This window comes from Rhizobium sp. BK251 (assembly GCF_004345245.1).
In the GTDB taxonomy this organism is placed as follows: Bacteria; Pseudomonadota; Alphaproteobacteria; order Rhizobiales; family Rhizobiaceae; genus Rhizobium.
The window spans coordinates 439,567-459,871 of sequence record NZ_SLUQ01000007.1; the positions used below are offsets into that span (position 1 = coordinate 439,567).

The 20,305-nt window shown below is 60.1% G+C and carries 22 protein-coding genes, 2 tRNA genes and 3 pseudogenes; 14 read left to right on the forward strand and 13 right to left on the reverse strand.

Going from position 1 to position 20,305, the window contains the following annotated elements; all coding sequences use genetic code 11:
- The first annotated feature begins 3 nt into the window (after window positions 1–3).
- From EV286_RS20175 to EV286_RS20215, 9 genes and pseudogenes are all read left to right on the forward strand, one after another.
- On the forward strand, window positions 4–1,101 hold the full coding sequence (locus tag EV286_RS20175; RefSeq protein WP_132958940.1) for an ABC transporter ATP-binding protein: 1,098 nt from the start codon (window positions 4–6) through the stop codon (window positions 1,099–1,101).
- 54 nt (window positions 1,102–1,155) lie between these two features.
- Window positions 1,156–1,428 (forward strand): annotated as a pseudogene (locus EV286_RS20180) (enolase C-terminal domain-like protein); the annotation flags it as partial.
- A gap of 21 nt (window positions 1,429–1,449) precedes the next feature.
- A complete protein-coding gene (locus EV286_RS20185; protein ID WP_132958941.1) occupies window positions 1,450–2,199 on the forward strand; it encodes a ribonuclease activity regulator RraA in 750 nt (249 codons plus the stop codon).
- A 408-nt stretch (window positions 2,200–2,607) separates the two neighbouring features.
- The gene (gene napE / locus EV286_RS20190) at window positions 2,608–2,805 is read left to right on the forward strand and encodes a periplasmic nitrate reductase, NapE protein (protein ID WP_132958942.1); all 198 of its coding nucleotides are present in this window, start codon (window positions 2,608–2,610) and stop codon (window positions 2,803–2,805) included.
- A gap of 79 nt (window positions 2,806–2,884) precedes the next feature.
- Window positions 2,885–3,115 (forward strand): annotated as a pseudogene (locus EV286_RS20195) (4Fe-4S binding protein); the annotation flags it as partial.
- Window positions 3,108–3,389, forward strand: coding sequence for a chaperone NapD (locus EV286_RS20200; protein ID WP_132958944.1), 282 nt, complete (start codon window positions 3,108–3,110; stop codon window positions 3,387–3,389). The pseudogene EV286_RS20195 and the gene EV286_RS20200, both read left to right, overlap by 8 nt.
- Window positions 3,364–5,868, forward strand: coding sequence for a periplasmic nitrate reductase subunit alpha (gene napA / locus EV286_RS20205; RefSeq protein ID WP_132958945.1), 2,505 nt, complete (start codon window positions 3,364–3,366; stop codon window positions 5,866–5,868). The genes EV286_RS20200 and napA overlap by 26 nt, the downstream gene beginning before the upstream one ends.
- Entirely contained in the window at window positions 5,838–6,344 is a 507-nt protein-coding gene (locus tag EV286_RS20210; protein ID WP_132958946.1) for a nitrate reductase cytochrome c-type subunit, read from the forward strand. The genes napA and EV286_RS20210 overlap by 31 nt, the downstream gene beginning before the upstream one ends.
- Window positions 6,345–6,347: 3 nt before the next feature.
- Complete coding sequence (locus EV286_RS20215) at window positions 6,348–7,058, forward strand: cytochrome c3 family protein (protein ID WP_132958947.1); 711 nt, start codon at window positions 6,348–6,350, stop codon at window positions 7,056–7,058.
- A 182-nt stretch (window positions 7,059–7,240) separates the two neighbouring features.
- Here EV286_RS20215 and eutB read toward each other — a convergent pair whose 3' ends face one another.
- The 3 genes and pseudogenes from eutB to EV286_RS20230 form a co-directional block, all read right to left on the reverse strand.
- A complete protein-coding gene (gene eutB, locus EV286_RS20220; protein ID WP_132958948.1) occupies window positions 7,241–9,589 on the reverse strand; it encodes an ethanolamine ammonia-lyase subunit EutB in 2,349 nt (782 codons plus the stop codon).
- A 59-nt stretch (window positions 9,590–9,648) separates the two neighbouring features.
- A pseudogene (gene adhP, locus EV286_RS20225) lies at window positions 9,649–10,674 on the reverse strand (alcohol dehydrogenase AdhP); the annotation flags it as partial.
- 383 nt (window positions 10,675–11,057) lie between these two features.
- Window positions 11,058–11,342, reverse strand: a complete 285-nt coding sequence (locus tag EV286_RS20230) for a GlsB/YeaQ/YmgE family stress response membrane protein (RefSeq protein ID WP_132958949.1) — start codon at window positions 11,340–11,342, stop codon at window positions 11,058–11,060.
- Between the two features lie 275 nt (window positions 11,343–11,617).
- Here EV286_RS20230 and EV286_RS20235 point away from each other — a divergent pair, with 275 nt between their 5' ends.
- A complete protein-coding gene (locus EV286_RS20235) occupies window positions 11,618–11,803 on the forward strand; it encodes a hypothetical protein (protein ID WP_245500772.1) in 186 nt (61 codons plus the stop codon).
- A 170-nt stretch (window positions 11,804–11,973) separates the two neighbouring features.
- Here the strand turns inward: EV286_RS20235 and EV286_RS20240 are convergent, their stop codons facing one another.
- Window positions 11,974–12,891 carry an AraC family transcriptional regulator gene (locus EV286_RS20240; RefSeq protein WP_132958951.1) on the reverse strand — a complete coding sequence of 306 codons (918 nt, stop codon included), beginning with the start codon at window positions 12,889–12,891 and terminating at the stop codon, window positions 11,974–11,976.
- A gap of 199 nt (window positions 12,892–13,090) precedes the next feature.
- Here EV286_RS20240 and EV286_RS20245 point away from each other — a divergent pair, with 199 nt between their 5' ends.
- A complete protein-coding gene (locus EV286_RS20245) occupies window positions 13,091–14,179 on the forward strand; it encodes a Gfo/Idh/MocA family oxidoreductase (protein ID WP_132958952.1) in 1,089 nt (362 codons plus the stop codon).
- A gap of 145 nt (window positions 14,180–14,324) precedes the next feature.
- Window positions 14,325–14,630, forward strand: a complete 306-nt coding sequence (locus EV286_RS20250; RefSeq protein ID WP_132958953.1) for a hypothetical protein — start codon at window positions 14,325–14,327, stop codon at window positions 14,628–14,630.
- An 88-nt stretch (window positions 14,631–14,718) separates the two neighbouring features.
- Here EV286_RS20250 and EV286_RS32045 read toward each other — a convergent pair whose 3' ends face one another.
- Complete coding sequence (locus tag EV286_RS32045; RefSeq protein WP_165932895.1) at window positions 14,719–14,922, reverse strand: KTSC domain-containing protein; 204 nt, start codon at window positions 14,920–14,922, stop codon at window positions 14,719–14,721.
- A 209-nt stretch (window positions 14,923–15,131) separates the two neighbouring features.
- Window positions 15,132–16,025, reverse strand: coding sequence for a 23S rRNA (guanosine(2251)-2'-O)-methyltransferase RlmB (rlmB, locus tag EV286_RS20260; protein ID WP_132958955.1), 894 nt, complete (start codon window positions 16,023–16,025; stop codon window positions 15,132–15,134).
- 200 nt (window positions 16,026–16,225) lie between these two features.
- Between rlmB and EV286_RS20265 the strand changes: the two genes are divergently transcribed.
- Both EV286_RS20265 and EV286_RS20270 read left to right on the forward strand, forming a co-directional pair.
- Window positions 16,226–16,310 (forward strand) — tRNA-Tyr (locus EV286_RS20265).
- 25 nt (window positions 16,311–16,335) lie between these two features.
- Window positions 16,336–16,409 (forward strand) — tRNA-Gly (locus tag EV286_RS20270).
- Window positions 16,410–16,458: 49 nt separating this feature from the next.
- Here EV286_RS20270 and EV286_RS20275 read toward each other — a convergent pair.
- Genes EV286_RS20275 through EV286_RS20305 form a run of 7 tightly spaced genes read right to left on the reverse strand, consistent with a single transcriptional unit; the run spans window position 16,459 to window position 20,247 of the window.
- Window positions 16,459–17,628 carry a hypothetical protein gene (locus tag EV286_RS20275; RefSeq protein WP_132958956.1) on the reverse strand — a complete coding sequence of 390 codons (1,170 nt, stop codon included), beginning with the start codon at window positions 17,626–17,628 and terminating at the stop codon, window positions 16,459–16,461.
- The gene (locus EV286_RS20280) at window positions 17,603–17,818 is read right to left on the reverse strand and encodes a hypothetical protein (RefSeq protein ID WP_132958957.1); all 216 of its coding nucleotides are present in this window, start codon (window positions 17,816–17,818) and stop codon (window positions 17,603–17,605) included. Before EV286_RS20280 ends, EV286_RS20275 begins: the two co-directional genes overlap by 26 nt.
- Window positions 17,815–18,396: a J domain-containing protein gene (locus EV286_RS20285; RefSeq protein ID WP_132958958.1), complete on the reverse strand. Its 582-nt coding sequence runs from the start codon at window positions 18,394–18,396 to the stop codon at window positions 17,815–17,817. Before EV286_RS20285 ends, EV286_RS20280 begins: the two co-directional genes overlap by 4 nt.
- Window positions 18,393–18,767, reverse strand: coding sequence for a hypothetical protein (locus EV286_RS20290; protein ID WP_132958959.1), 375 nt, complete (start codon window positions 18,765–18,767; stop codon window positions 18,393–18,395). The genes EV286_RS20285 and EV286_RS20290 overlap by 4 nt, the downstream gene beginning before the upstream one ends.
- Window positions 18,764–19,096 (reverse strand): hypothetical protein, encoded by a 333-nt coding sequence (locus tag EV286_RS20295; protein ID WP_132958960.1) that lies wholly within the window; start codon window positions 19,094–19,096, stop codon window positions 18,764–18,766. The genes EV286_RS20290 and EV286_RS20295 overlap by 4 nt, the downstream gene beginning before the upstream one ends.
- Window position 19,097: 1 nt before the next feature.
- Window positions 19,098–19,553 (reverse strand): hypothetical protein, encoded by a 456-nt coding sequence (locus EV286_RS20300; RefSeq protein WP_132958961.1) that lies wholly within the window; start codon window positions 19,551–19,553, stop codon window positions 19,098–19,100.
- Window positions 19,540–20,247 (reverse strand): hypothetical protein, encoded by a 708-nt coding sequence (locus EV286_RS20305; protein ID WP_132958962.1) that lies wholly within the window; start codon window positions 20,245–20,247, stop codon window positions 19,540–19,542. The genes EV286_RS20300 and EV286_RS20305 overlap by 14 nt, the downstream gene beginning before the upstream one ends.
- Window positions 20,248–20,305 lie beyond the last annotated feature (58 nt).

Here is a 20,305-nt window from a genome sequence, read left to right on the forward strand (position 1 = left end):
CCGGTGGCGCACGTCGTCCTTAAAGATCTCGTCAAGACCTATGGCAGCTTCAAAGCTGTCAACAATGTTTCGCTGACGGTCAATGACGGCGAATTCGTTGCGCTCGTCGGCCCTTCAGGCTGCGGCAAGACAACCACGCTCAATCTTGTGGCGGGCCTGACCCCTATCACATCGGGCGACATCGTCATCGGCGACCGGGTGGTCAACGACCTCGACCCCAAGGACCGGGACATCGCGATGGTGTTCCAGAACTACGCGCTCTATCCGCAGAAATCGGTCTATAAAAATTTGGCGTTCCCGCTGCAGATGCGCAGGCTGCCAAGCGACGAGATCGACAAGAAGGTCAAGGAAGCAGCTCGAGTGCTTGATATGACGCAGCTGCTCGAGCGCAAGCCGCGCGAACTTTCGGGCGGCCAACAGCAGCGCGTGGCGCTGGGCCGCGCCCTCGTTCGCGATCCGGCGGTATTTCTGATGGATGAACCACTCTCCAATCTCGACGCGAAGCTGCGCGTGCAGATGCGGTCGGAGATCAAGCGTTTCCACCAGGACCTCAAGGCGACGATCATCTATGTGACGCACGACCAGCTCGAAGCCGTGACCATGGCCGACAGAATGGCGGTGATGAACGGCGGCTACCTGCAGCAATACGATTCACCGGCGCAGGTCTTTGCACATCCGGTGAACATGTTCGTCGCCAGCTTCGTCGGCAGCCCGGCGATGAGCCTTGTTCCGCTGGAGGTATCAACGGCAGGCGGCAACACTGTGCTGACCAGCGCGGAGGGCTGGCGCCTCGAGCTCTCGCCACACAACGCCCAGAAGGTCGCGAGGGCAACCACCAGGAAGGTCGTGCTCGGTGCACGCCACTCGACGATCAGGCTGCACAAGAGTGCGGTGCCAGGAAGTGTTCCTGCCAAGGCCTACACTGTGGAGCCGACCGGAGACGTCACCTTCGTACAGGCGTTCCTGTCCGGCGCCATCGTCAACGTCAGCGTGCCGCCGACGATTCCCGTCGCGCCCGACGAGCAGATTTGGCTCGAGTTCGACCAGGAGCGGATGCACCTGTTCGACGGCGAAACAGAAATGGCCCTCAGGGCCAACTGAGACGGAGCGGATGGCTGTGGAACGAGGGCGTGGATGACTACGAAGCTTAAGATCATTGGCCCAGTCTGCACGGCCGCGACCATCCATCTCGCCGCCGCAGTGCCGAATTTCGCCTGGCTCGAGACCAGAGCGCCCGAAACAAGGCTGGGCTTCGACAATTCCGACTTCTTCCCCGTTCAACCGCGTCTCGACGGCCCCGACTATCCGGTCGGCGATCTGCCGGGGCTCGGCGTCGAGGTCAACGAAGAGGCGGTCAAGGCGGAGAGCTTTCGTTTCTGGGAGGCGCCTCATCTGAAGCGCCGAGATGGTTCTGTCACGAACTGGTAGTTTCACCCACCGGAGTCTAAAATGACGCATACTGCCGACATTACGCGACCGCCCAAAGACCTGATCGACGCACTGAAAGAAATCGGCGCCGCGACGGTTGCCGGCACGCTTGGCCACATGGGCTTCCGCAATCCGCATATGGTCGGTCCCGTGCCGCAGAACCGCGGGAAGTCGATCGTCGGGCCGGCGCTGACGCTCCAGTTCATGCCGCAGCGGCCGGACCTCTTCAACGAGGGAGAATATGCCGATCCGGAGACGCAGTTGCACCGGCATGTGCTCTATCACGCGCAAGAGGGCGATGTGGTCGTTGTCGATGCGCGGGGCGACATGAGCTCGGGCGTCTTCGGCGATATGATGTCGACGTATTTCAAAGGCAGAGGCGGCGCTGGCATCGTGATAGACGGGTGCATGCGTGACCGGCCCAATGTCGAGAAGCTGGATCTTCCCCTATGGCTGCGCGGCTGGACGCCCAACTACCATGTGCAAACCAGCATCTATCCCAATGCCGTCAACGTTCCTATTGCCTGCGGCGGTGTCACGGTAATCCCCGGCGACATCATTGTCGCCGATGACGACGGGGTGGTGGTGCTTCCAGTCGCAATGGCCCCGAAGGTAATCGAAGAGTCGCAAAAGCATCACGATTGGGAGGAGTTCTCGCGAATGAAGCTCATGGGGGGCGGGTCGTTGCAACGCTACTATCCGCTGCATGACGATGCCCGCGGAGAGTACGAAGAGTGGCGCAAAACAAACCGCTCGGAGAACCGAAGTTAGCCTGTTGATCACCCTAGGCGGGCCACGAGCCTTGCGGGGTATCGCCGACGTCTACGCGAAAAATAGGAAGTCGATTCCCGCCGTGGGACATCCGCTTTTCGATTTGCGAGACGGGATCCGGCCGTCGGGGTCCGTTCGCAGAGAGGTTCTTACCCCCGCCCGTGGCCACGAAGATGGGCCGAAAGCCGCCATACGGCCACGGCTACTTTTCGCCAATTGCGGACCTGCCGGCGAGCCGCCACGCGATAGCGGGCTACGCCGACAGCTAGAAGCCGCAGCGCTTCCACTACTGTGTCGTTACGTGTGATGGTCTCTTCCGGAGCCGAGGGCGAATACAGGTCCGGCGACTTTCTCCAGTGGCTCTATGATGCTAAGATGAGGCATGGCCACGCGTGAGGGACGCGCGTCATGTCCAAATCGCTCGCAAGTGAACTCTCGGATGCCGACTTTCGCTCGCGACGGCGAAGCGAGATCGTCACCTTCCTTGTGCTTGCTTTCGGTATATGGCCCATCGTCGCCATCGGCGTGGTTGGTGGCTACGGCTTTCTCGTTTGGATGCTTCAGATCGTTTTTGGCCCTCCGGGACCTCCGCCCGCAATCCATTGAGGCGATCATGACTCTATCGAGTGCTTTGGTGACTAGGCGAAGTCTCCTGAAGGGGCGCCTGCAGGATGAGGGATCAGGCCACGTCGCATTCATAACGGCGACTTGTCTGGCAAGATCCGGCATTGACTGCCAGGCATGCCGTGATCGATGTCCGAGCGAGGCGATCCGCTTTGTGCCGCGCCGTGGCGGACCCTTTATGCCCGCGATCGACGACAACCTTTGCACGGGTTGCGGAGCCTGTCTCTCGTCTTGTCCGACGACGGCGATCCACCTTGGTGATCTGCGGACGCTGGAGGTGGGCTATGGCTGAGGTTCGTCATCACATATCGAGCGCTGTCATTGTCACGCGAGCTTCTGACGAAGCGAGCGTTCTCGCGGTGCTCAAGACCGAGCCGAATGTCGAGGTCCATGCGCATGAACGGGGCAAGATTGTCGTCGTCATCGAGGGGGCGAGCACGGGGGAGCTCGGCGCCTGCCTGCAGCGCATTTCGCAACTTTCGGGCGTCGTCACGGCAAACATGGTTTTCGAACACGTCCTGACAGAAGGAACCTGTAGCGATGACTGTCGAACTGACGCGGCGTGATCTCCTGAAGGCCCATGCGGCGGCCGTCGCTGCGGCAACGGCGGGCATTTCCCTCCCGGCTTCCGCACAGCCGGTACCCGGCGGTGTCAGCGCGCTCGAGATCAAATGGTCGAAAGCGCCCTGCCGGTTCTGCGGTACGGGCTGCGGCGTCATGGTCGGCGTGAAGGAGGGCCAGGTCGTTGCGACCCATGGCGACATGCAGGCCGAGGTCAACCGCGGCCTCAACTGCATCAAGGGGTACTTCCTATCGAAAATCATGTACGGAGCCGACCGCCTGACGACGCCGCTCCTGCGCAAGAAGGACGGCGCCTACAGCAAGGATGGAGAGTTTACACCCGTCACCTGGGAGGAGGCCTTCGATGTGATGGCCGAACAGTGCCGCCGGGTACTGAAGGAGAAAGGGCCGACGGCGATCGGCATGTTTGGATCCGGGCAATGGACGATTTTCGAAGGCTATGCTGCGACCAAGCTGATGCGTGCCGGGTTCCGTTCCAACAATCTGGATCCAAATGCCCGCCATTGCATGGCCTCCGCGGCCTATGCCTTCATGCGCACCTTCGGCATGGACGAACCGATGGGCGTCTACGACGATTTCGAACATGCCGACGCGTTCGTGCTCTGGGGGTCGAACATGGCCGAGATGCACCCCATCCTTTGGACCCGTCTCGCCGATCGGCGCCTGGGTAGCGAGCATGTCAAAGTGGCGGTCCTTTCGACCTTCACCCATCGAAGCATGGATCTGGCCGACATCCCGATCATTTTCACGCCGGGAACGGATCTGGCGATCCTGAACTTCATCGCCAACCACATCATCGAGACCAACCGCGTCAACGAGGACTTCGTGAAGAATCACACGGTTTTCATGCGCGGCGTCACCGATATCGGTTATGGCCTGAGACCAGACAATCCACTGGAAACGAAGGCGGCAAACGCGGCTGATCCGACGAAAATGGATCCAATCGACTTCGAAACCTTCAAGGCCTTCGTAGCCGATTATACGCTGGAAAAGACGGCCGAACTCAGCGGCGTCGACAAGGGGTTCCTGCTTGAGCTTGCCGAACTCTATGCCGATCCGAAGCGCAAGGTCATGTCGCTTTGGACCATGGGCTTCAACCAGCATGTCCGCGGCGTGTGGGCGAACCAGATGGTCTACAACATCCACCTGCTCACCGGAAAGATATCTGAGCCCGGCAACAGCCCATTCTCACTCACCGGTCAGCCCTCAGCATGCGGCACGGCACGCGAGGTCGGCACCTTCGCCCATCGTCTTCCCGCGGATATGACCGTTACCAACCCTGAACACCGCAAACGGGCCGCCGAGATCTGGCACGTTCCAGAAAGCGTCATTCCGGATAAACCCGGCTATCACGCGGTACAGCAGGACCGGATGCTGCATGATGGCAAGCTGAATTTCTATTGGGTACAGGTCAACAACAACGTCCAGGCGGCGCCGAACACCAGCAACGAAACCTATCCCGGCTACAGAAATCCGGACAACTTCGTCGTCGTGTCCGACGCCTATCCCACCATTACCGCCATGAGCGCCGACCTGATCCTGCCGGCCGCCATGTGGGTGGAGAAGGAAGGCGCGTACGGCAATGCCGAGCGGCGTACGCAGATGTGGCGCCAGTTGGTCCAGGCGCCCGGTGAAGCGCGATCGGATCTCTGGCAACTGGTCGAATTTTCCAAGCGGTTCACAACGGACGAGGTTTGGCCCGCCGACACCCTGGCTGCCAATCCCGAGTTCAAGGGAAAAACCCTCTACGACGTACTGTTCCACAACGGCGAAGTCGATCGCTATCCCCTCAGCGAAACCAGCGCGGACTACGACAACAACGAAGCAAAGGCCTTTGGCTTCTACATCCAGAAAGGCCTGTTCGAGGAGTATGCGAGCTTCGGCCGCGGTCACGGTCACGACCTCGCGCCGTTTGACCGCTATCACCAAGAGCGCGGATTGCGCTGGCCGGTGGTCAACGGACAGGAGACCCTGTGGCGATACCGCGAAGGATTCGATCCTTTCGTCAAACCCGGGGAAGGCGTCCGGTTCTATGGGCGTCCCGATGGGCGCGCCGTCATCCTCGCTGTGCCTTACGAGCCCCCGGCGGAATCGCCGGACGAGGAATATGATATCTGGCTGGTCACCGGGCGCGTGCTAGAGCACTGGCACTCGGGATCCATGACCCTGCGCGTGCCGGAGCTTTTCAAGGCTTTTCCGGGTGCGGTCTGCTTCATGAATGCCGACGACGCCCGCAAGCGCGGCATCAACCAGGGAGGCGAAGTTCGCCTGGTCTCTCGGCGGGGCGAGATCAGGTCCCGCATCGAGACTCGTGGACGCAATCGAATGCCACCCGGCGTAATCTTCGTGCCGTGGTTCGATGCCAGCAAACTCATCAACAAAGTGACTCTGGATGCCACCGATCCCATCTCGAAACAGACGGATTTCAAAAAATGCGCGGTCAAGATCATACCGGTCGCATGACCCCATCCCGCCGATGGCAACTGGCTGCAGCAGTGGCTCTGTTGTTCGTCGCAACCGCCGCTGTTGGCCAGGTCGTGCAAGTGACGACGGTGCCGCAACTGACCGGACAGCAACCGCCCATGAGCATCCAGCCGGCCAAGCCGACACCGAAATGGGTGGTCGACGATATGCGCCGGATGCGAAACTATCCGGACCAACCGCCGATCATTCCGCATTCTATCGAGGGCTACCAGCTTTCCGTAAACACCAATCGCTGCCTCTCCTGCCATAGGCGCGAGTTTACGCAGGGCTCAGGCGCGCCCATGATTAGCGTGACACATTATATGACCCGTGATGGCCAGATGCTGGCCGACGTCTCGCCGCGGCGCTATTTCTGCACTGCCTGCCATGTGCCTCAGGCCGATGTCCCTCCGCTCGTGCCGAACAAGTTCCGCGACATGAGTGACATGGGCGTCAAGCAAGCCGGAAGCGAGTAGCTGATGACCTGGATCATGGGGGTTCTTCGCTGGGTCTGGAAAGTGCTGTCGACACCAGCAGCCACGCTGAGCCTGGCTTTTCTGACGCTCGGAGGCTTTGTGGGCGGCGTCATGTTCTGGGGCGCTTTCAACACTGCGCTCGAATTGACCAACACGGAGAAGTTCTGCACCTCCTGTCACGAGATGCGCGACAACGTCTACCAGGAACTTACGCGCACGATCCATTTCAGCAATCGCTCCGGCGTGCGGGCAACGTGCCCGGATTGTCATGTGCCGCACGCCTGGACGAATAAGATTGCTCGCAAGATGCAGGCCTCGAAGGAAGTTTGGGGCAAGATCTTCGGAACGATCAACACGCGGCCGAAATTCCTCGATCACAGGCTGGAACTGGCTCAGCACGAATGGGCGCGTCTGAAGGCGAACGATAGCCTGGAGTGCCGCAACTGCCACTCGTCGGTCGCCATGGACCTGTCGAAGCAGACGACCCGCGCCGCTGAGATCCACACGCGCTACCTGCTTGCGGGCAAGGCGACCTGCATCGACTGCCACAAGGGTATCGCGCATGAACTGCCGAATATGCAGGGTATCGATCCAGGCTGGAAAATCGCGCCCGAACTTCAGGGCGAGCCTTCAGCATCGTCCGCCATCGATGATCTTCAGCGTGCGATGGCCGACGCCCACGCGGCCGCGTTCATGGACGCGGTGCAGCCCTAGGTCACTATAGGCTAACCCTTCAGTGCTCTTCGGGAGGACATCGCGCCGCCAGGCAGTTGAACTCTTCCGTTAGGCAGAACCATCGCATGAGAACCGTATTCGTTGGGCCCAGCGATCAATCGCGCGTCCCGTGTGACCAACTGGCTGATTGCGCGACCCGGTGGATCTGTGTGGGCGTCTTGCTACCCATAACGACGACTGCCACTCACATCCCGACCGACGACTTCCCTGATGATGGTCAGGGTCTCTCTGGCGGCTTCCTTCGGGGGCAGGGCAGTGTCTGCGACATTGCTTACGAGCCTTGTGATGTCATGGTCGATGTCCTTCTCGGACCAACGTTTTCCTTTGGCGACAGTGATGTATACGGAGTAGGCGTGGTGCATGGTTCCGGGCCGTTCGCCAATGACATGGAGAATGCCCCTGAAGCTATTGGGATTCGCCTTTGCAAAAAGCACTTCGCCGATCCTGTAGCCTGCTCGCACCCTTCCACTGGTAACCAGGATGTTCTTGTCGCTCATTGAGACGCCCGCCTCGGCGAGCAGCCTACGCATCTCCTCGAGATACGGGGCGAGATGCCCATCGTCCATGATGGCCTTCGCGTTCAGCCCGTCGGAGATGACGATCTGGCCCTGAGGGATATCCTCCCCCCAGGAGTCCCTTATTCTTTCGACGTCCCCTATTGAGTCCACGCTCAACATCTCACCGGTGACGGGGTGTGCGATGTAGTCGTTGCGGTCCTTGGACAGGGTACGCACCGGCACGACATCGGGCACCGCGGCAATGAACTCCGGCGTGAGTACCGCCCACAGAGACTCCTTTGCGTCCTCATACAAGCCGTTGACCTTGGCTGCGAGCGTCTGATTGATATCCCATTTGTTCGGTCCGTGCCCCGTGGCAATGTCGACGCCTCGCTCTTCGATTTCCCGCATCTTCTGCCGGCCTTCCGCGTAGACCTCTTCGCGCGTTCTTTTGTCCCCCTTGGCCAAACGATACTGGAAATACACCCAAAGAGGATCGCCATAGTTTGAGGTGTAGCCGTCGCTTTCATCCACGATGCCAAGTCGTTTGTAGAAGTCCCACATCGCGTCGTTGACCCGGTAGCCGAACTTGTTGCGCAGCCGGACGTGATCCTGAAACGAGGTGGTGAGATAGCTCAGCATCGGGTCGTTCTTGGTGGGCAGCGCGATCAGATAAGCCGGGTTGGCCGGCATGATCTGATCCTGACACCAGTCCAGGTCATCAAGGCTGACCGTCATGTGGAGGGTCGTGCAGATATCGAGCCCGATGGTAAGCCCATGAAGCTTGCCCATCACCAGGTCTTCGAGACAGCATCTCACCAATTGGTCACGCGTCTTGAAGACCTCCGGCCCGATGAAACCCGCAACATCGTTGACGTGCAGCCAGGCGCCCTGTGGCTGCACCTTCTCCAATACGAATCCTACCGCCCTGCTGAAGCCGTACTTTCGCGACTCGAGGACCATCATGTCGACGCCGTTCGCCACTCCGTTGGTGAATTCAGAGCCTTGCCCGGTTTCGAAGTAGAGGCCGTGCCTTTCCCCCTTCTTGGCATGCGCATACTTGAGGATTTTATCATTCGTTATGTCGAAGATCTTGTTGCAATCGTCGGTTCCAGCAAGGCTCTGAAACATCGTGGAAACCGTTTTAGGGAACCTGTCGCCGACCTCCGCCTGAACGTCGACGTGCGCCAGCACGCACCATGGGATCACTTCCTGCAGCTCGAACGTATCGACGACGTCCTTGAGCGCCTGCTCGACCGCGGCGACGCTCGCCACCGTGCTGTCTACCGGATTGGTGCCGATGACGATGTCACCGGTGGCATAGGAGAACGCATCGAACACCTGCCAGATGATGTCCTCGGGATGGTCTGTTGGAGAATTGGGCTGGATACGTGCGCCCATGTACCCCTTCGCCCCCAGCTTGGTGCCAGGCAGCACGTTGAAGATCTTGCGACTTACCGAGACGAGCTCGTCATTGCTCATCAGTTTCGGAACGCAGCCGATTGTGTCGCTAGTCAGGCCGTACATGACGCCCTTGATCTCGTCCTCCGGTTCGGCGAGAAGAAATTCCTTCAATTGGCCCATCGTCCAGCGCTTGACCTTTTGGTACTGGACCTGATCCGTGGTCTGCCAGATCAGTTGCTGCAGATCGTCTTGAAACAGCGGCCTGCTGTAGATGTCCTCGAGCCTCGTATTTGCCAGGAGGGTGCGTGCATTCTTTCGCGTTGTTTCATTGTCGGCACCCACTCCGATTGTTTGATCTCCTTCCTTGAAGTCATTCGAAGCGCCGATGACCTGCTGGTAGGCCGTTAGGTCGAAGCCGCCTTTGATCCTGTCGACATATGCAAAGACGTCCTCGCCGTCTTTCACCTCGTCGATCGCGAGGGCGTTTTCGGAGGTCGCCGCCCTCGAGATATGACTGTAGCCTGCAAGCGCAGCGGCCGCAGTTCCCGCGACTAGCAGATCTCGTCTGGAGAGAACAATTCGCCGATCAGAGATCGGGCCCTTGCTCATGGCGACACCAACAGGTCGTCCCGTTCGGGCAGATGCGGTTGAGGTGCGTCCGCTCGCTGCTGCATCCGCAACACAATTCGGCCGTCGATCTTTCCCGCTTCCATACGCTGGAAAATGTCGTTGATGTTCTCGAGGCTCTCCCATGAGAAATGGGGCGCTACCTTGCCTTCCGCCGCGAACTGCAGCGATTCCTCCAGGTCCTGTCGAGTGCCGACGATCGATCCCCGCACAGTTATGCGCTTCAGGACTGTGTCGAACACAGGCAGCGAGATCACCCCTGGAGGCAGGCCGACGAGCGCCATCGTACCGCGCGACCTGAGGAAGCCGAAGGCCTGCTCCATGGCCGCAGGGGAGACGGCGGTTACGAGGGCGCCATGAACGCCACCGCTGGTTGCCTTCCGTACCTGCTCGACGGCCTCTCCGGCCTTGCAATTTATTGTCACGTCAGCCCCCAGCTTCTTCGCCAACGCCAGCTTTTCTTCGAAGATGTCGGTGGCGACGACGTGCATGCCCATCGCCTTGGCATACTGAACGGCCATGTGGCCTAAGCCACCGACGCCCGAGATGGCGACCCATTCGCCAGGACGTACTTCCGTCTCCTTCAATCCCTTGTAGACAGTCACCCCAGCGCAGAGGACGGGCGCAGCGGGGCCGAACTCCAGGCCATCCGGCAAGTTGCCAACGAAATCGGGGTCCGCAAGCCCATACTCGGCGAACGTGCCATTGACCGAGTATCCAGTGTTTGACTGCGACGCACAGAGCGTTTCCCAACCGGTCCGGCAGTGCGGGCAGTAGCCGCAGGAACTGTGAAGCCAGGGCACGCCAACACGGTCGCCCTCCTTCACTCGCTTCACTCCGGCTCCTACGGCAGAAACATACCCAACGCCCTCGTGCCCCGGAATGAACGGTGGAACCGGTTTCACGGGCCAATCGCCATTGGCCGCGTGCAGATCGGTATGACACACTCCCGTCGCTTCATATTTGACGAGTATCTGCCCCGGCCGCGGCGAGGGCATTGCCATTTCTTCGATTGCCAAAGGTGTACGGAACTGTCGAACGACAGCGGCCTTCATCGTCTTGACCATGAGTTTGCCTCCCACTGCAATACTCGAAGATCTTGGCGGGGTGTCGATCGATTTGGAGGCGCACCATGAGACCGGAAGAGCGCGGGACCTCCCAAAGTGCCGCACCTCTGCCCAGGCGCGAAGTAAACCAGGTCGCTCCCCGACGGCAAACTCAAAGTAAACCTCTTCGGCTCGCTCGACAACAACGAAGCGTTGCGTTGCTCGTGCCAGCAACTCCCAGAGGAGATCGAGCCCATTGTAAGGCGCCCTCCGTGCGTCGCCGGCTGGGCCTGCCCGACGTTGGCTCGCGCGCGCTTCAGAACATCGATGCAGACCGACATCTGCGTGCTCGATGGCCAGGTATCTGCCGCAAGAACCGCTGGATCTGCCGCCGGCCCTGTTGGCTACCAGTCTTCCGGCGGGCGTTGCGGTCGCGTTCGCACCCTTATGAGCCGCACGGGGAGGAGAAGGATGCACGTCCCGCAGAAGCCGAGAACGAAGAACTCGATCCAGCCGCCGCAATCGAAGCCCATCCATTCCGCCAAGGCATTCAGGAGAGCGGCGCCGACGACGCCTGCGATCACGTCCGTGAGCAGCTGCGCATGGGCGTGCATGAACTTGTTCGCAAGCCATCCGGCGATGCCGCCGACAACGATGGCCGTTATCCAGCCGACCGGTCCTTCGTTCATCCCGGTTCCTCCCGATTGGCCCAGAGCCATCCGCGGAGCAAGATAGCCGCTCTCCGAGGATTGGTAAGTACGCAACCGTAAATCTCCGGTCGAACGTTGTCGCAGGGACCCGGAGGCGTTCTGCCGACTGCCCGTTTTGCGTGCAGCTGCGGCGAAGACTAATTTAGCATTTGTGGACGCGCTCATATGCCTGTGGAAAGGTTGCAAGAATAGATTCGGGAGCAGCCATGCCGGGCGAGCGCTATCTTTATGATTTCAAGTCACAGAAAGCAGTCTTGTACCAGCGTGGCGAATACCTTTATCCGCTCTACGGCGGTTCGGCCGAGCACTGGGTTTCCGGCGACTATGCATTCTGCCTCACGACGCAGCGGATTACCTATTGGATCCTGGGGAAGGACGTATACGGCCATCTCGGCAACGGCGAATTGACGCGCGAGCCCGTCTTTTACTATGGAGACTGATCTTCACTATCCTGGCGGACCGCGAATATGGCGGGACATCCTTCGAAACGGTCGGCAGATCGACCGCGACTAGCCAGGAGGAACCGCCCTGCATGGTCGCGCCCCAGGGCGCTTGGGCGCCACCCCTCCAGAGCCGACGAGGGACGCTGCTACACTGCCTAATTCTGATGTCACTGTGTGGTGATGCTTCGCCGGAAGGCGCCGGGCGTCATTCCGACGGCCCGCTTGAAAACGCGGTTGAAGGATGCCTCGGACTCGTAGCCGATATTGGCCGAAATTGCTGAAAGCGAATGTTGGCCGCTTTGAAGCATCTGAATTGCCTTGTGGATGCGCCAGCGCGTCAGGTACTCGAGCGGCGCCTCGCCGACTACGTTCTTGAACCTCGCGGCGAAGGCCGAGCGCGACATTCCTGCCAGCCTGGCAAGCGACTCGACCGTCCAGCCCTCATCGAGGCTCGCATGCATGGAGCAGATGACCGGGCCGAGATGGCGATCGGATATGGCGGCGAGCCAGCTCCTGGTCGCGGTTGGCGTCTGGCTGGCATGGGCGCGGATCGCGTGGACGAAGAGCAATTCGAAGAGGCGGCCGATCACGGCGTCCGAACCGATCATGGCATCCTCTGTCTCGGCCGCGAGCAATTCGAGTACCGATTGAAAGGCCAGCGTCCTCGCTTGCTCAGACTTGAGATGCAGGAATTTCGGAAGCGCCTCCAGAAGGGGCCTTACCGGCTCTGCATTGACCTGGAAAAAGCCGCTGATGCAGGTGGTGAGGGCGCCGCCGCCGCCAACGTCGATGCGGCTACCGACCCGCATTTTCTCGACCACCATGCAGTCTATCGCCGCCGACCTCAGGTCGTCGAAGATCGAATAGGGTTCGGCATCGAACATGATGAAGACGTCGCCGGCTCTCAGGGGCACCGGTGCTGGTTGGCTGGCGGTGGTGAGGACGGCGGCGCCCCTCATCACGTAGACGAACTTCACCACCGGCTCGCCCGCCGAGGCAAAGCCCCAGGGCGCGGTCGCCTCGACCCGATAGAAGGTTGCCTTCTCGACGCGCATGGCCGCCAGGATTTCTGTAATCGGGTCCACATCAGCCCCCAGAATTGGACGATCGGGTAATTATCATAGACGAAATGAACTGAAGTGTCTCCGATCTCCGCACTAGATAGGGGGTGAAAGGAGATGCGATGCAACAGTCAGTCCGCTTTGCCGACAAAGACGACCGGGTGAATGAACCGATGGAGTTGCGGCGCACGCTCCTTGAATTTCAGCCCAAGGAGCAGACCGCATGAACAGCAGCAAGATCAGAGTTGGCATTGTAGGCGTCCACCCCGAAAAGGGATGGGCCACCATCGCGCATATCCCCGCATTGAAGCTCGTGCCGGATTTCGAAATCACCGCTGTCAGCCACTACGATCCGGCGGTCGCCAGGGCTGCGGCAGCGAAATTCAGCGTCCCGAACGCCTATGGAACCACGCAGGAGTTGGTCCGGGATCCGCAGGTCGATCTCGTCGTCATCTCGGTCAAGGTCATGCGCCACCGGGAACTGGTCGAGGAGGCGCTAGGGGCCGGCAAGTCGGTCTACTGCGAATGGCCGCTTGCCATCAATCTCGATCAGGCGATCGCGATGGCCAGGCTGGCGCACGCAAAGGGGGTGCACGCGGCGATAGGCCTTCAGACGCGGGCCACTCCGGTGATCAATTACATTCGCGATCTCATCAAGGACGGCTATGTCGGGGATGTGCTTTCGACGACGCTGGTCGGCTCAGGAATCTCCTGGGGCGGAGAGATGCCCGAAAGTTTCCTCTACACCCTGGATCCGCGCAATGGCGCCGGCATGCTCCAGATTCCCTTTGCTCATTCCCTGGATGCCGTCCTCCACGGCCTCGACACCCGCCTGGCGACGGTGGCCGCCAACTTCGCCAGCAGCCGCAAGACGACGCGGATCGTCGAGACAGGGCAGGATGTGCTGATGGGGACCCCTGACCAGGTCGCTGTCTCCGGCACGCTGCAGAACGGTGCGTTCATAAACGCCCATTTTCGTGGTGGACTGTCGCGCGCTACCAATTTCCATTGGGAGATAAACGGCAGCAGCGGCGACCTTCTGCTGACGACCCCGGTCGGCTATACCGGCGCCGGCGGATTCCGCCTCCAGGGCGCGCGGCAAGGCGAGACGCTGCATGATCTTGAGGTGCCGAAGACCTACGAGAACGGTTTCGAGCCCGGCCTTACGCAGAGCATGGCGCTCAGCTATCAGAGGCTCGCTGCCGATATGCGATCAGGCAGCCATCTGGGCCCGACTTTCGACGATGCGGTGGAGCTTCATCGAACGATCTCGCTAATAGAAGACAGCCGCGGACCGGTCCGTGCTCTTTGATGCGCGCGAGTTTCCCGCCAACGGACTTCCAAGCTTCTGCTTGTCCCGTGAGCGAAGGTGGACGGTGCTCTGAAATATTTACAATCTCTAAATTACGCCTACACTTTCGCTCATGGACGACGGACATCTGTGCAGCAGGGGGAAGGTGAGGCTCGCACTCGCAATTGCGTGCGCGGCAGCCGCCTTTCCTGTCGCCGCGGATCCTGATTGCACCTGCACCAATCGGGACGGCGGCGAATTCCACGTCGGCCAGGTGACTTGCCTGGACGTCGATGGCAAGCGCTATCTGGCTCGCTGCGAAATGGTCCTGAACGTTACATCCTGGAAGAAGGTGGGCAGCGAGTGCCCGACCGCAGCCGCCGGATCGCTGCTGCACAAGGTGACGGACGAACGGCAGGAGGAAGAGCCCGGCGCGGCGATCACCGATCTTGTTGCTGGGGCACTGCAATGAGGGTGAGGGGATGAATGCGCCTCTCGGCGGGCCTCACCTCGTCGAATGCACGGTCTCCGCACGGCTTGCGATGACCGCCCAGCGATGATCAGGCGCGGGGATAGAGGCCGCGTACGCTGGAGAGGTAGAAATTCCCGGGAGAATCCGCCGCGACAAGCTTCTTGACGATCGTGTGCGGAACGTTGAGCAGATGGCGGGTTTCGCCGTTGCGGAAGTGGATATCCAGCTTCTCCTGCACGCGGTCATATTCGATTGCGGTAATGATTCTCGATTTTACAGGCACGCGTTTCACGGTAGTCCCCGTCTGTGGCGGTTGGTTGCCCGAACATGCCGCAAAAGGTCGAAGATAGCGTAAACCGAAAAGTTGCAATTTTCTCGAATTTCCCGAAATCGGACTCCTGCCCGTCGTCCGACGGTTCAGGGCGGCTGTGGAATATATCGAGATAGGGCGCAAAACCGGGCCGGCGAGAAAATGGCGGCCCGGCCCGTATCCACGCGTCATCAGCGCTTCAGATGAAGCCTTGCCGCATACATGGCGATCGCCGCCGCGTTCGACACGTTGAGGGACTTGATCTGTCCCGGCATGTCGAGGCGGGCAAGTGCGTTAACCGTCTCGCGGGTCTTCTGGCGCAGACCCTTGCCCTCGGAGCCCAGCACGAGGGCGATCCTTTCGCCCGAAAAAGTGCCTTCGATCGGCTCCGGCCCTTCCGAATCGAGGCCGATCGTGAAGAAGCCGAGCCGATGCAGTTCGCCGAGCGCGTCGGAAAGATTGGTGATCTGTATATAAGGAATGAGTTCCAGCGCGCCCGAGGCGGATTTCGCGAGGACGCCCGATTCGGTCGGGCTGTGCCGCATAGTGGTGATCACCGCGCCGGCGTCGAAGGCGACAGCCGAGCGCATGACGGCGCCGACATTGTGCGGATCGGTTACCTGGTCGAGGACGAGGAGGAGAGGGCTGTCCTTCAGCGCTTCGAGGCGCCGGACCGGCAGCGGCCGCGTCTCCAGCATCACGCCCTGATGGATCGCCTCCGGGCCGAGTACCTTGTCGATCTCCTGCGGCGAGACGATTTCCACGGGAATTCCGAGCGTGGCCGGATCGACCTCCAGGCGCGCAAGCGCATTCTGCGTGACCGATAGCTTCACGTTCTGCCGCTCGGCATTGTCGAGCGCGGCGCGCACCGTATGCAGGCCATAAAGAAAGACCTGGTCGGGCGCAAGGGACGGGGGCTTCCAGTCGCCGGCGCCGCCGTGCCTGCGCTTCTGCGGGGCGGGCGTGGGAATTTCGCCGCGCTCGCGCTTGGCGTCGCGGTGCGCGCGCCTCAGCGTAGCGTAATGCGTGTCCTGAGGGGATTTGCCTGTTGCGGACTTGCCGCCGGATTTGTTGTCTTTGCTCATGCGGCTTTATAGCGGCGGCACTTGATCGCGCATAGGGTTTCTTTCATGCCCGGCTGTTTCGACGGCGATGAAATTTTTCGTTCTTTTTCCATTGTCTTCGTGTTGACATGCGGAAATGCTCCGGTCATATACGCGGCGCAGATCGGGGGCGGCAACGCTTCCTGTCTGACGAGCTTGGTCGCAAGATCCAGATGGAATCTGGAGGGATGCCCGAGTGGTTAAAGGGGACGGACTGTAAATCCGTTGGCTCAGCCTACGTTGGTTCAAATCCAACTCCCTCCACCATTCCGTCTCATGGATCTGACCACCCGCGGGTATAGCTCAATGGTAGAGCAGCAGCCTTCCAAGCTGAATACGCGGGTTCGATTCCCGCTACCCGCTCCAAGACTTTCAACCACTTAGCTATGCCCCGTGTCACTCGTGTCATGGCGTGTCAGTCAGCCTTCTTCCGGTTGCCGGCTCTCGCCTCGGCAATCTTCCGGCTCGACTCGAGTCCGTCTCCACGGCTATAGCGACGCGTCGTTTTCGTCGTGGTGTGGGTTGCCAGATCACGGGCAGCCTCAAGAGAGCCTGTCGCCTCCACCGTTTCCGATACCGCACCGGCCCGCGAATCCATCGACCAGACGTTTGATGGAACCCCGGCCGCATCCCGCACCTTGCGGAATTTCTCCGTGTATCGGTTCTCCCAGTATGGTTTCCCGTGGTCTTCGTCGATGACGACAGGACCGATATCCGGGATTTTGTAGGCCTTCATCGCCTCCACGACGAGCGGCATGCTGCCCAGATCGCGCGCCACCTTTGCGCCGGTCTTGCTCGTCTTGATCGAGAGAATCATATCTTTCGATACATCCCGAGGCGACATAAGCCCCGTCCAGCGGAACTCCCCACCTTCCGGCACTGGCGCCCACTCCCCAATCACGTCTATCCGCCGCAACGCGGTTTCGAACTTCACGGCCTCCACAAAGCCGATCGAAGGGCATTTCAGCTCGGCGCTCTTCCTCACGATTGCCAGGCATTGGTCGTAGGTCATCGCGACCGTGCGAGGTGCTGGCTGCTCGAAGCGCATGTAGGATAAGATTTCCCGCGCCGTAGAACACCCAAGGAGACGTTCTCCAGCCCCGTAGCTGATAACCACCCTCAGGAGCTTGATCGCGCCTGACGCCCTTCTGTGGCCTTTCTTGCGCCAGTCTGCATACCAGCGCTTGAAGTCCGATGCGACGAGGTGATCTATCCGGCGCTTTCCGACGCTCTTCTCAAGCACCCGAAGGCTCGGTTCGTAGTCACGGATGCGGGTGGAGTGCTTGACGCTGTGGAGCGAACTCGTCGTGTCGTGTCGATAAAGGTCTATGAGCGACTTTATCGTTCCGTCGAACGTACGGGGAGCCGTCAACTGTCGAAGCTCATCCCTTAATTGCGCTGTCAGGCGCTGGCACTCTGCCTTGATCTCCTCGTCGGTGCTGCCGTCGGGGAGCCTTATCGTGGAAAGGCTCGGTGATGAGCCCTTCACCGCTCTGCGCGGGTTCCAATAATGGGCGACCGTCCCGTCCTTGTTCGGACGGTATTGGTAGCCGGGTCGGTCAGTCCTCAAAGTTCTCTTCTCCATCTGGGGCGAGATTGCCCACAGGGAGGATGCGCGACCGGCCGGCGCCCGCGTCAACCGGATCTGCCTTGTGGATATCGGGGATAGCGGTAACAACTAGCGTACGGATGTCGATTTGCACGGCCATGCCCTGACTCTTGGCTGCGCGGAAGATCCGTTCCATGTCTGCTTGGCGGAATGCGGCTCTGGTCATTTGCCGCCCCTTTCCTTCATCGCCTGATCCCTGGCGACGTTGAGCCGGGACATGGCCGTGTCATTGCCGCCGGCATCCGAATGCGTTGTACGGGCCTTGTCGCGATATGCAGCCTTGATCTGGTCAATGGTGGCGTCACGCGGGACGTTCAGAACATCCGACCAGTGCGCCCCATCGTAGGACGGCAGAGCGGTGAAGGCGGAGAAGGCGCGCTCGAGCATGTCGGATGCCCCCCAACGCTCGATGCCACGCATCGCCTCGATAGTCTTCTCCAAAGCCCGGATATTATCCTTGATTTTGTCCCACCGGTCGCACGCGAAGACGCGCTGCTTGCCCTTCCATTCGAAATAGACAGCGACGCCCTTATCAGCCGGTTCCTTCTGGCTGGCATATGGCAGACCATCACGTCGAAGCTCGATATCTGTCGAAAGAACGGCATATCGTCCGCCGAGTAATCTGATCTGTTCGATCAGCCCATCACGTGCTGCGGCGAAAGAGACGTCGAAGCGCGATGACTTCGGATGTGTCGTGCGAGGCCACCCGGCCGGCCATGCCAATGGAAATGCAGTGGCTGTCATTCCCGCCCCTCCATAGCCTTCTCGCCGTCCGGAAGGATCACCTCAGCAGTCACACGGAGGCGGGTCCCAGGGGGGAAATCGGTTGCGAATGCCTTGAAACCCGGGCCGTGAGCAAAGCCGCTGGACGCACTTTCCTTGCCCCAATACAAGCCGTGAGGTTGTTCAAAGACCGTCATCTCGTCCACGATCTTGATATTGTCTAGAGAGAGCACGGAGTCCGGTTGCGAATGCCGCACGCACCTGTACTGGCCATTGCCGTATCGCCTATCAAGATCGATATAGTGTTGGCGATTGTCAGCCTCGTACCTTGCGTATTCCTCGCAACCTGGATGTCCGCATTTGAAGCGGGCGATAGACGGGCGGCGGCTCATTCCCCACCCCCATTGATAGCCTTCTCAATCTCCTCGCAAGCCTTGAGTTCACCGATCTGGTAGTCGGAACGGAAGTGTCCGGTGGCTATGCGGTCGCGGATGTAGGCGATGGCGGATTGGACGGATTTCACAACGCCGTCGTAGTCGTCAACGGCGGCGGTGAGCAGTTCGTCGGATATGCGCTTGTCGCCGTCGTTTAAGATGAGAAAATCCGCGATCTTGAAACTTGCTGGACCGACGCCATTAATCTCGAAATCGGCGTCAACCCACAGTTCATCGCCAATGATGCCTTGAATGACGTAGGCGAGATTGCTCCTCAGGTCGTCCATCTCACGCCTCCCCGATAGCTGAGAGGGCGGGGAGAACGTAGAGAGGACGCGTGACGATTTGATACTTATCCGGGCTTCGCTTTGCCAGTGCGTCCCACCCGGCGCGGTCGCCGTACCCTTCAGGATACCAACTTGTGCACTGGCTCCCATTCTCATGAGCGCACCACTGTTGTATCTCCGGCTTAGCATCCCGCAGCGCAGCCTCCGCCTTCTCTGCTCTGGCGGTGAGGGAGGTGATCTGATTGGTAAACGCATATTCAAGCTTGCACGCCGGGTCCTCGTCGTCGTGGTAGCAACGATCGGAATTGGCCTCAGCCAGTTTAGCGGAAAGGTCCTGGATTGCGTCTGCCGCTTCGGCACGTTGCTGGTTAAGCGCCTCGAATAGGTCGGATGAGTTGCGGAACATGGACATCGTCAGGAGTTCCCGCAGCCGGCGGCACAGTTCAGCGTAGCTCATGGGAGGGTCCTTTCAGGGCGGCGGTCAGCGATCCGTTGTTGGTGTAGAGGCGCTCTGCCCAATCGCCCTCCAAGGGGTTGAAGCCAACCAGAGCCCCATCGCAGACAATTGCCCGTGTTGTCCGTATCGCCTCCCGCAACCGCTCCACCTCATCACCATTGCTGGGGTGTGGGTGGGTGAGGGTGCGCGGGTAGAGTCCGGCGATCATGTTGTCGATTTGTGTTAGAAGCCCGACGAGATCGCCAGACAGAGGGCGCCATTGCGTTACTTCGCTGTAGTGCGTTTCGTGTATGGCAACGGCCAAGTTCTCCGCATAGCGCATTGCCTCTTCCAACCGCCCCGCCGTGGCGGTGTCGGTGGGGGTCGGGGATATCCGTTCCCCGCGCTGCTGGAGCATCATGGCGAGATTGCCAACATCAACGGGATCGCCTTTATCGACGTGTTCACGCAGCAGGAAAGACAGGAACTCTGCACTGCATTCGTCCTTGTTTTCCCACCCGCCGCGACCTTCAGCCCGCTTCTTGGCAAGCTTCGCCTTCATGGCAGCAGCGAACCGGTCTACAGCTTCATCGTCTGGATGTGCTGTCTCTGGCGTCTTGTTGTGGAATGTGAGGCCGGAGGTATGTTGCGGCAACGGGATACCACTGCACGGAACATCGCCGCAGCACGGATTTGCTCTACAATGTTGGCTCATCGGCCGGCCTCCAGCTTGGAGAGGAGGGCGATCGAGGAGCAGTTGCACTCGTGATCGT

Coding starts and splice junctions, on each gene's coding strand:
- EV286_RS20200 (WP_132958944.1), top strand. CDS start 3,108: ATGGCTGAGGTTCGTCATCACATATCGAGCGCTGTCATTGTCACGCGA.
- EV286_RS20305 (WP_132958962.1), bottom strand. CDS start 20,247: ATGAGCCAACATTGTAGAGCAAATCCGTGCTGCGGCGATGTTCCGTGC.
- EV286_RS20215 (WP_132958947.1), top strand. CDS start 6,348: ATGACCTGGATCATGGGGGTTCTTCGCTGGGTCTGGAAAGTGCTGTCG.
- EV286_RS20230 (WP_132958949.1), bottom strand. CDS start 11,342: ATGAACGAAGGACCGGTCGGCTGGATAACGGCCATCGTTGTCGGCGGC.
- napE (WP_132958942.1), top strand. CDS start 2,608: ATGTCCAAATCGCTCGCAAGTGAACTCTCGGATGCCGACTTTCGCTCG.
- EV286_RS20185 (WP_132958941.1), top strand. CDS start 1,450: ATGACGCATACTGCCGACATTACGCGACCGCCCAAAGACCTGATCGAC.
- EV286_RS20280 (WP_132958957.1), bottom strand. CDS start 17,818: ATGACCAGAGCCGCATTCCGCCAAGCAGACATGGAACGGATCTTCCGC.
- EV286_RS20210 (WP_132958946.1), top strand. CDS start 5,838: ATGCGCGGTCAAGATCATACCGGTCGCATGACCCCATCCCGCCGATGG.
- EV286_RS20290 (WP_132958959.1), bottom strand. CDS start 18,767: ATGAGCCGCCGCCCGTCTATCGCCCGCTTCAAATGCGGACATCCAGGT.
- EV286_RS20300 (WP_132958961.1), bottom strand. CDS start 19,553: ATGAGCTACGCTGAACTGTGCCGCCGGCTGCGGGAACTCCTGACGATG.
- eutB (WP_132958948.1), bottom strand. CDS start 9,589: ATGAGCAAGGGCCCGATCTCTGATCGGCGAATTGTTCTCTCCAGACGA.
- EV286_RS20275 (WP_132958956.1), bottom strand. CDS start 17,628: ATGGAGAAGAGAACTTTGAGGACTGACCGACCCGGCTACCAATACCGT.
- napA (WP_132958945.1), top strand. CDS start 3,364: ATGACTGTCGAACTGACGCGGCGTGATCTCCTGAAGGCCCATGCGGCG.
- EV286_RS20285 (WP_132958958.1), bottom strand. CDS start 18,396: ATGACAGCCACTGCATTTCCATTGGCATGGCCGGCCGGGTGGCCTCGC.
- rlmB (WP_132958955.1), bottom strand. CDS start 16,025: ATGAGCAAAGACAACAAATCCGGCGGCAAGTCCGCAACAGGCAAATCC.
- EV286_RS20295 (WP_132958960.1), bottom strand. CDS start 19,096: ATGGACGACCTGAGGAGCAATCTCGCCTACGTCATTCAAGGCATCATT.
- EV286_RS20245 (WP_132958952.1), top strand. CDS start 13,091: ATGAACAGCAGCAAGATCAGAGTTGGCATTGTAGGCGTCCACCCCGAA.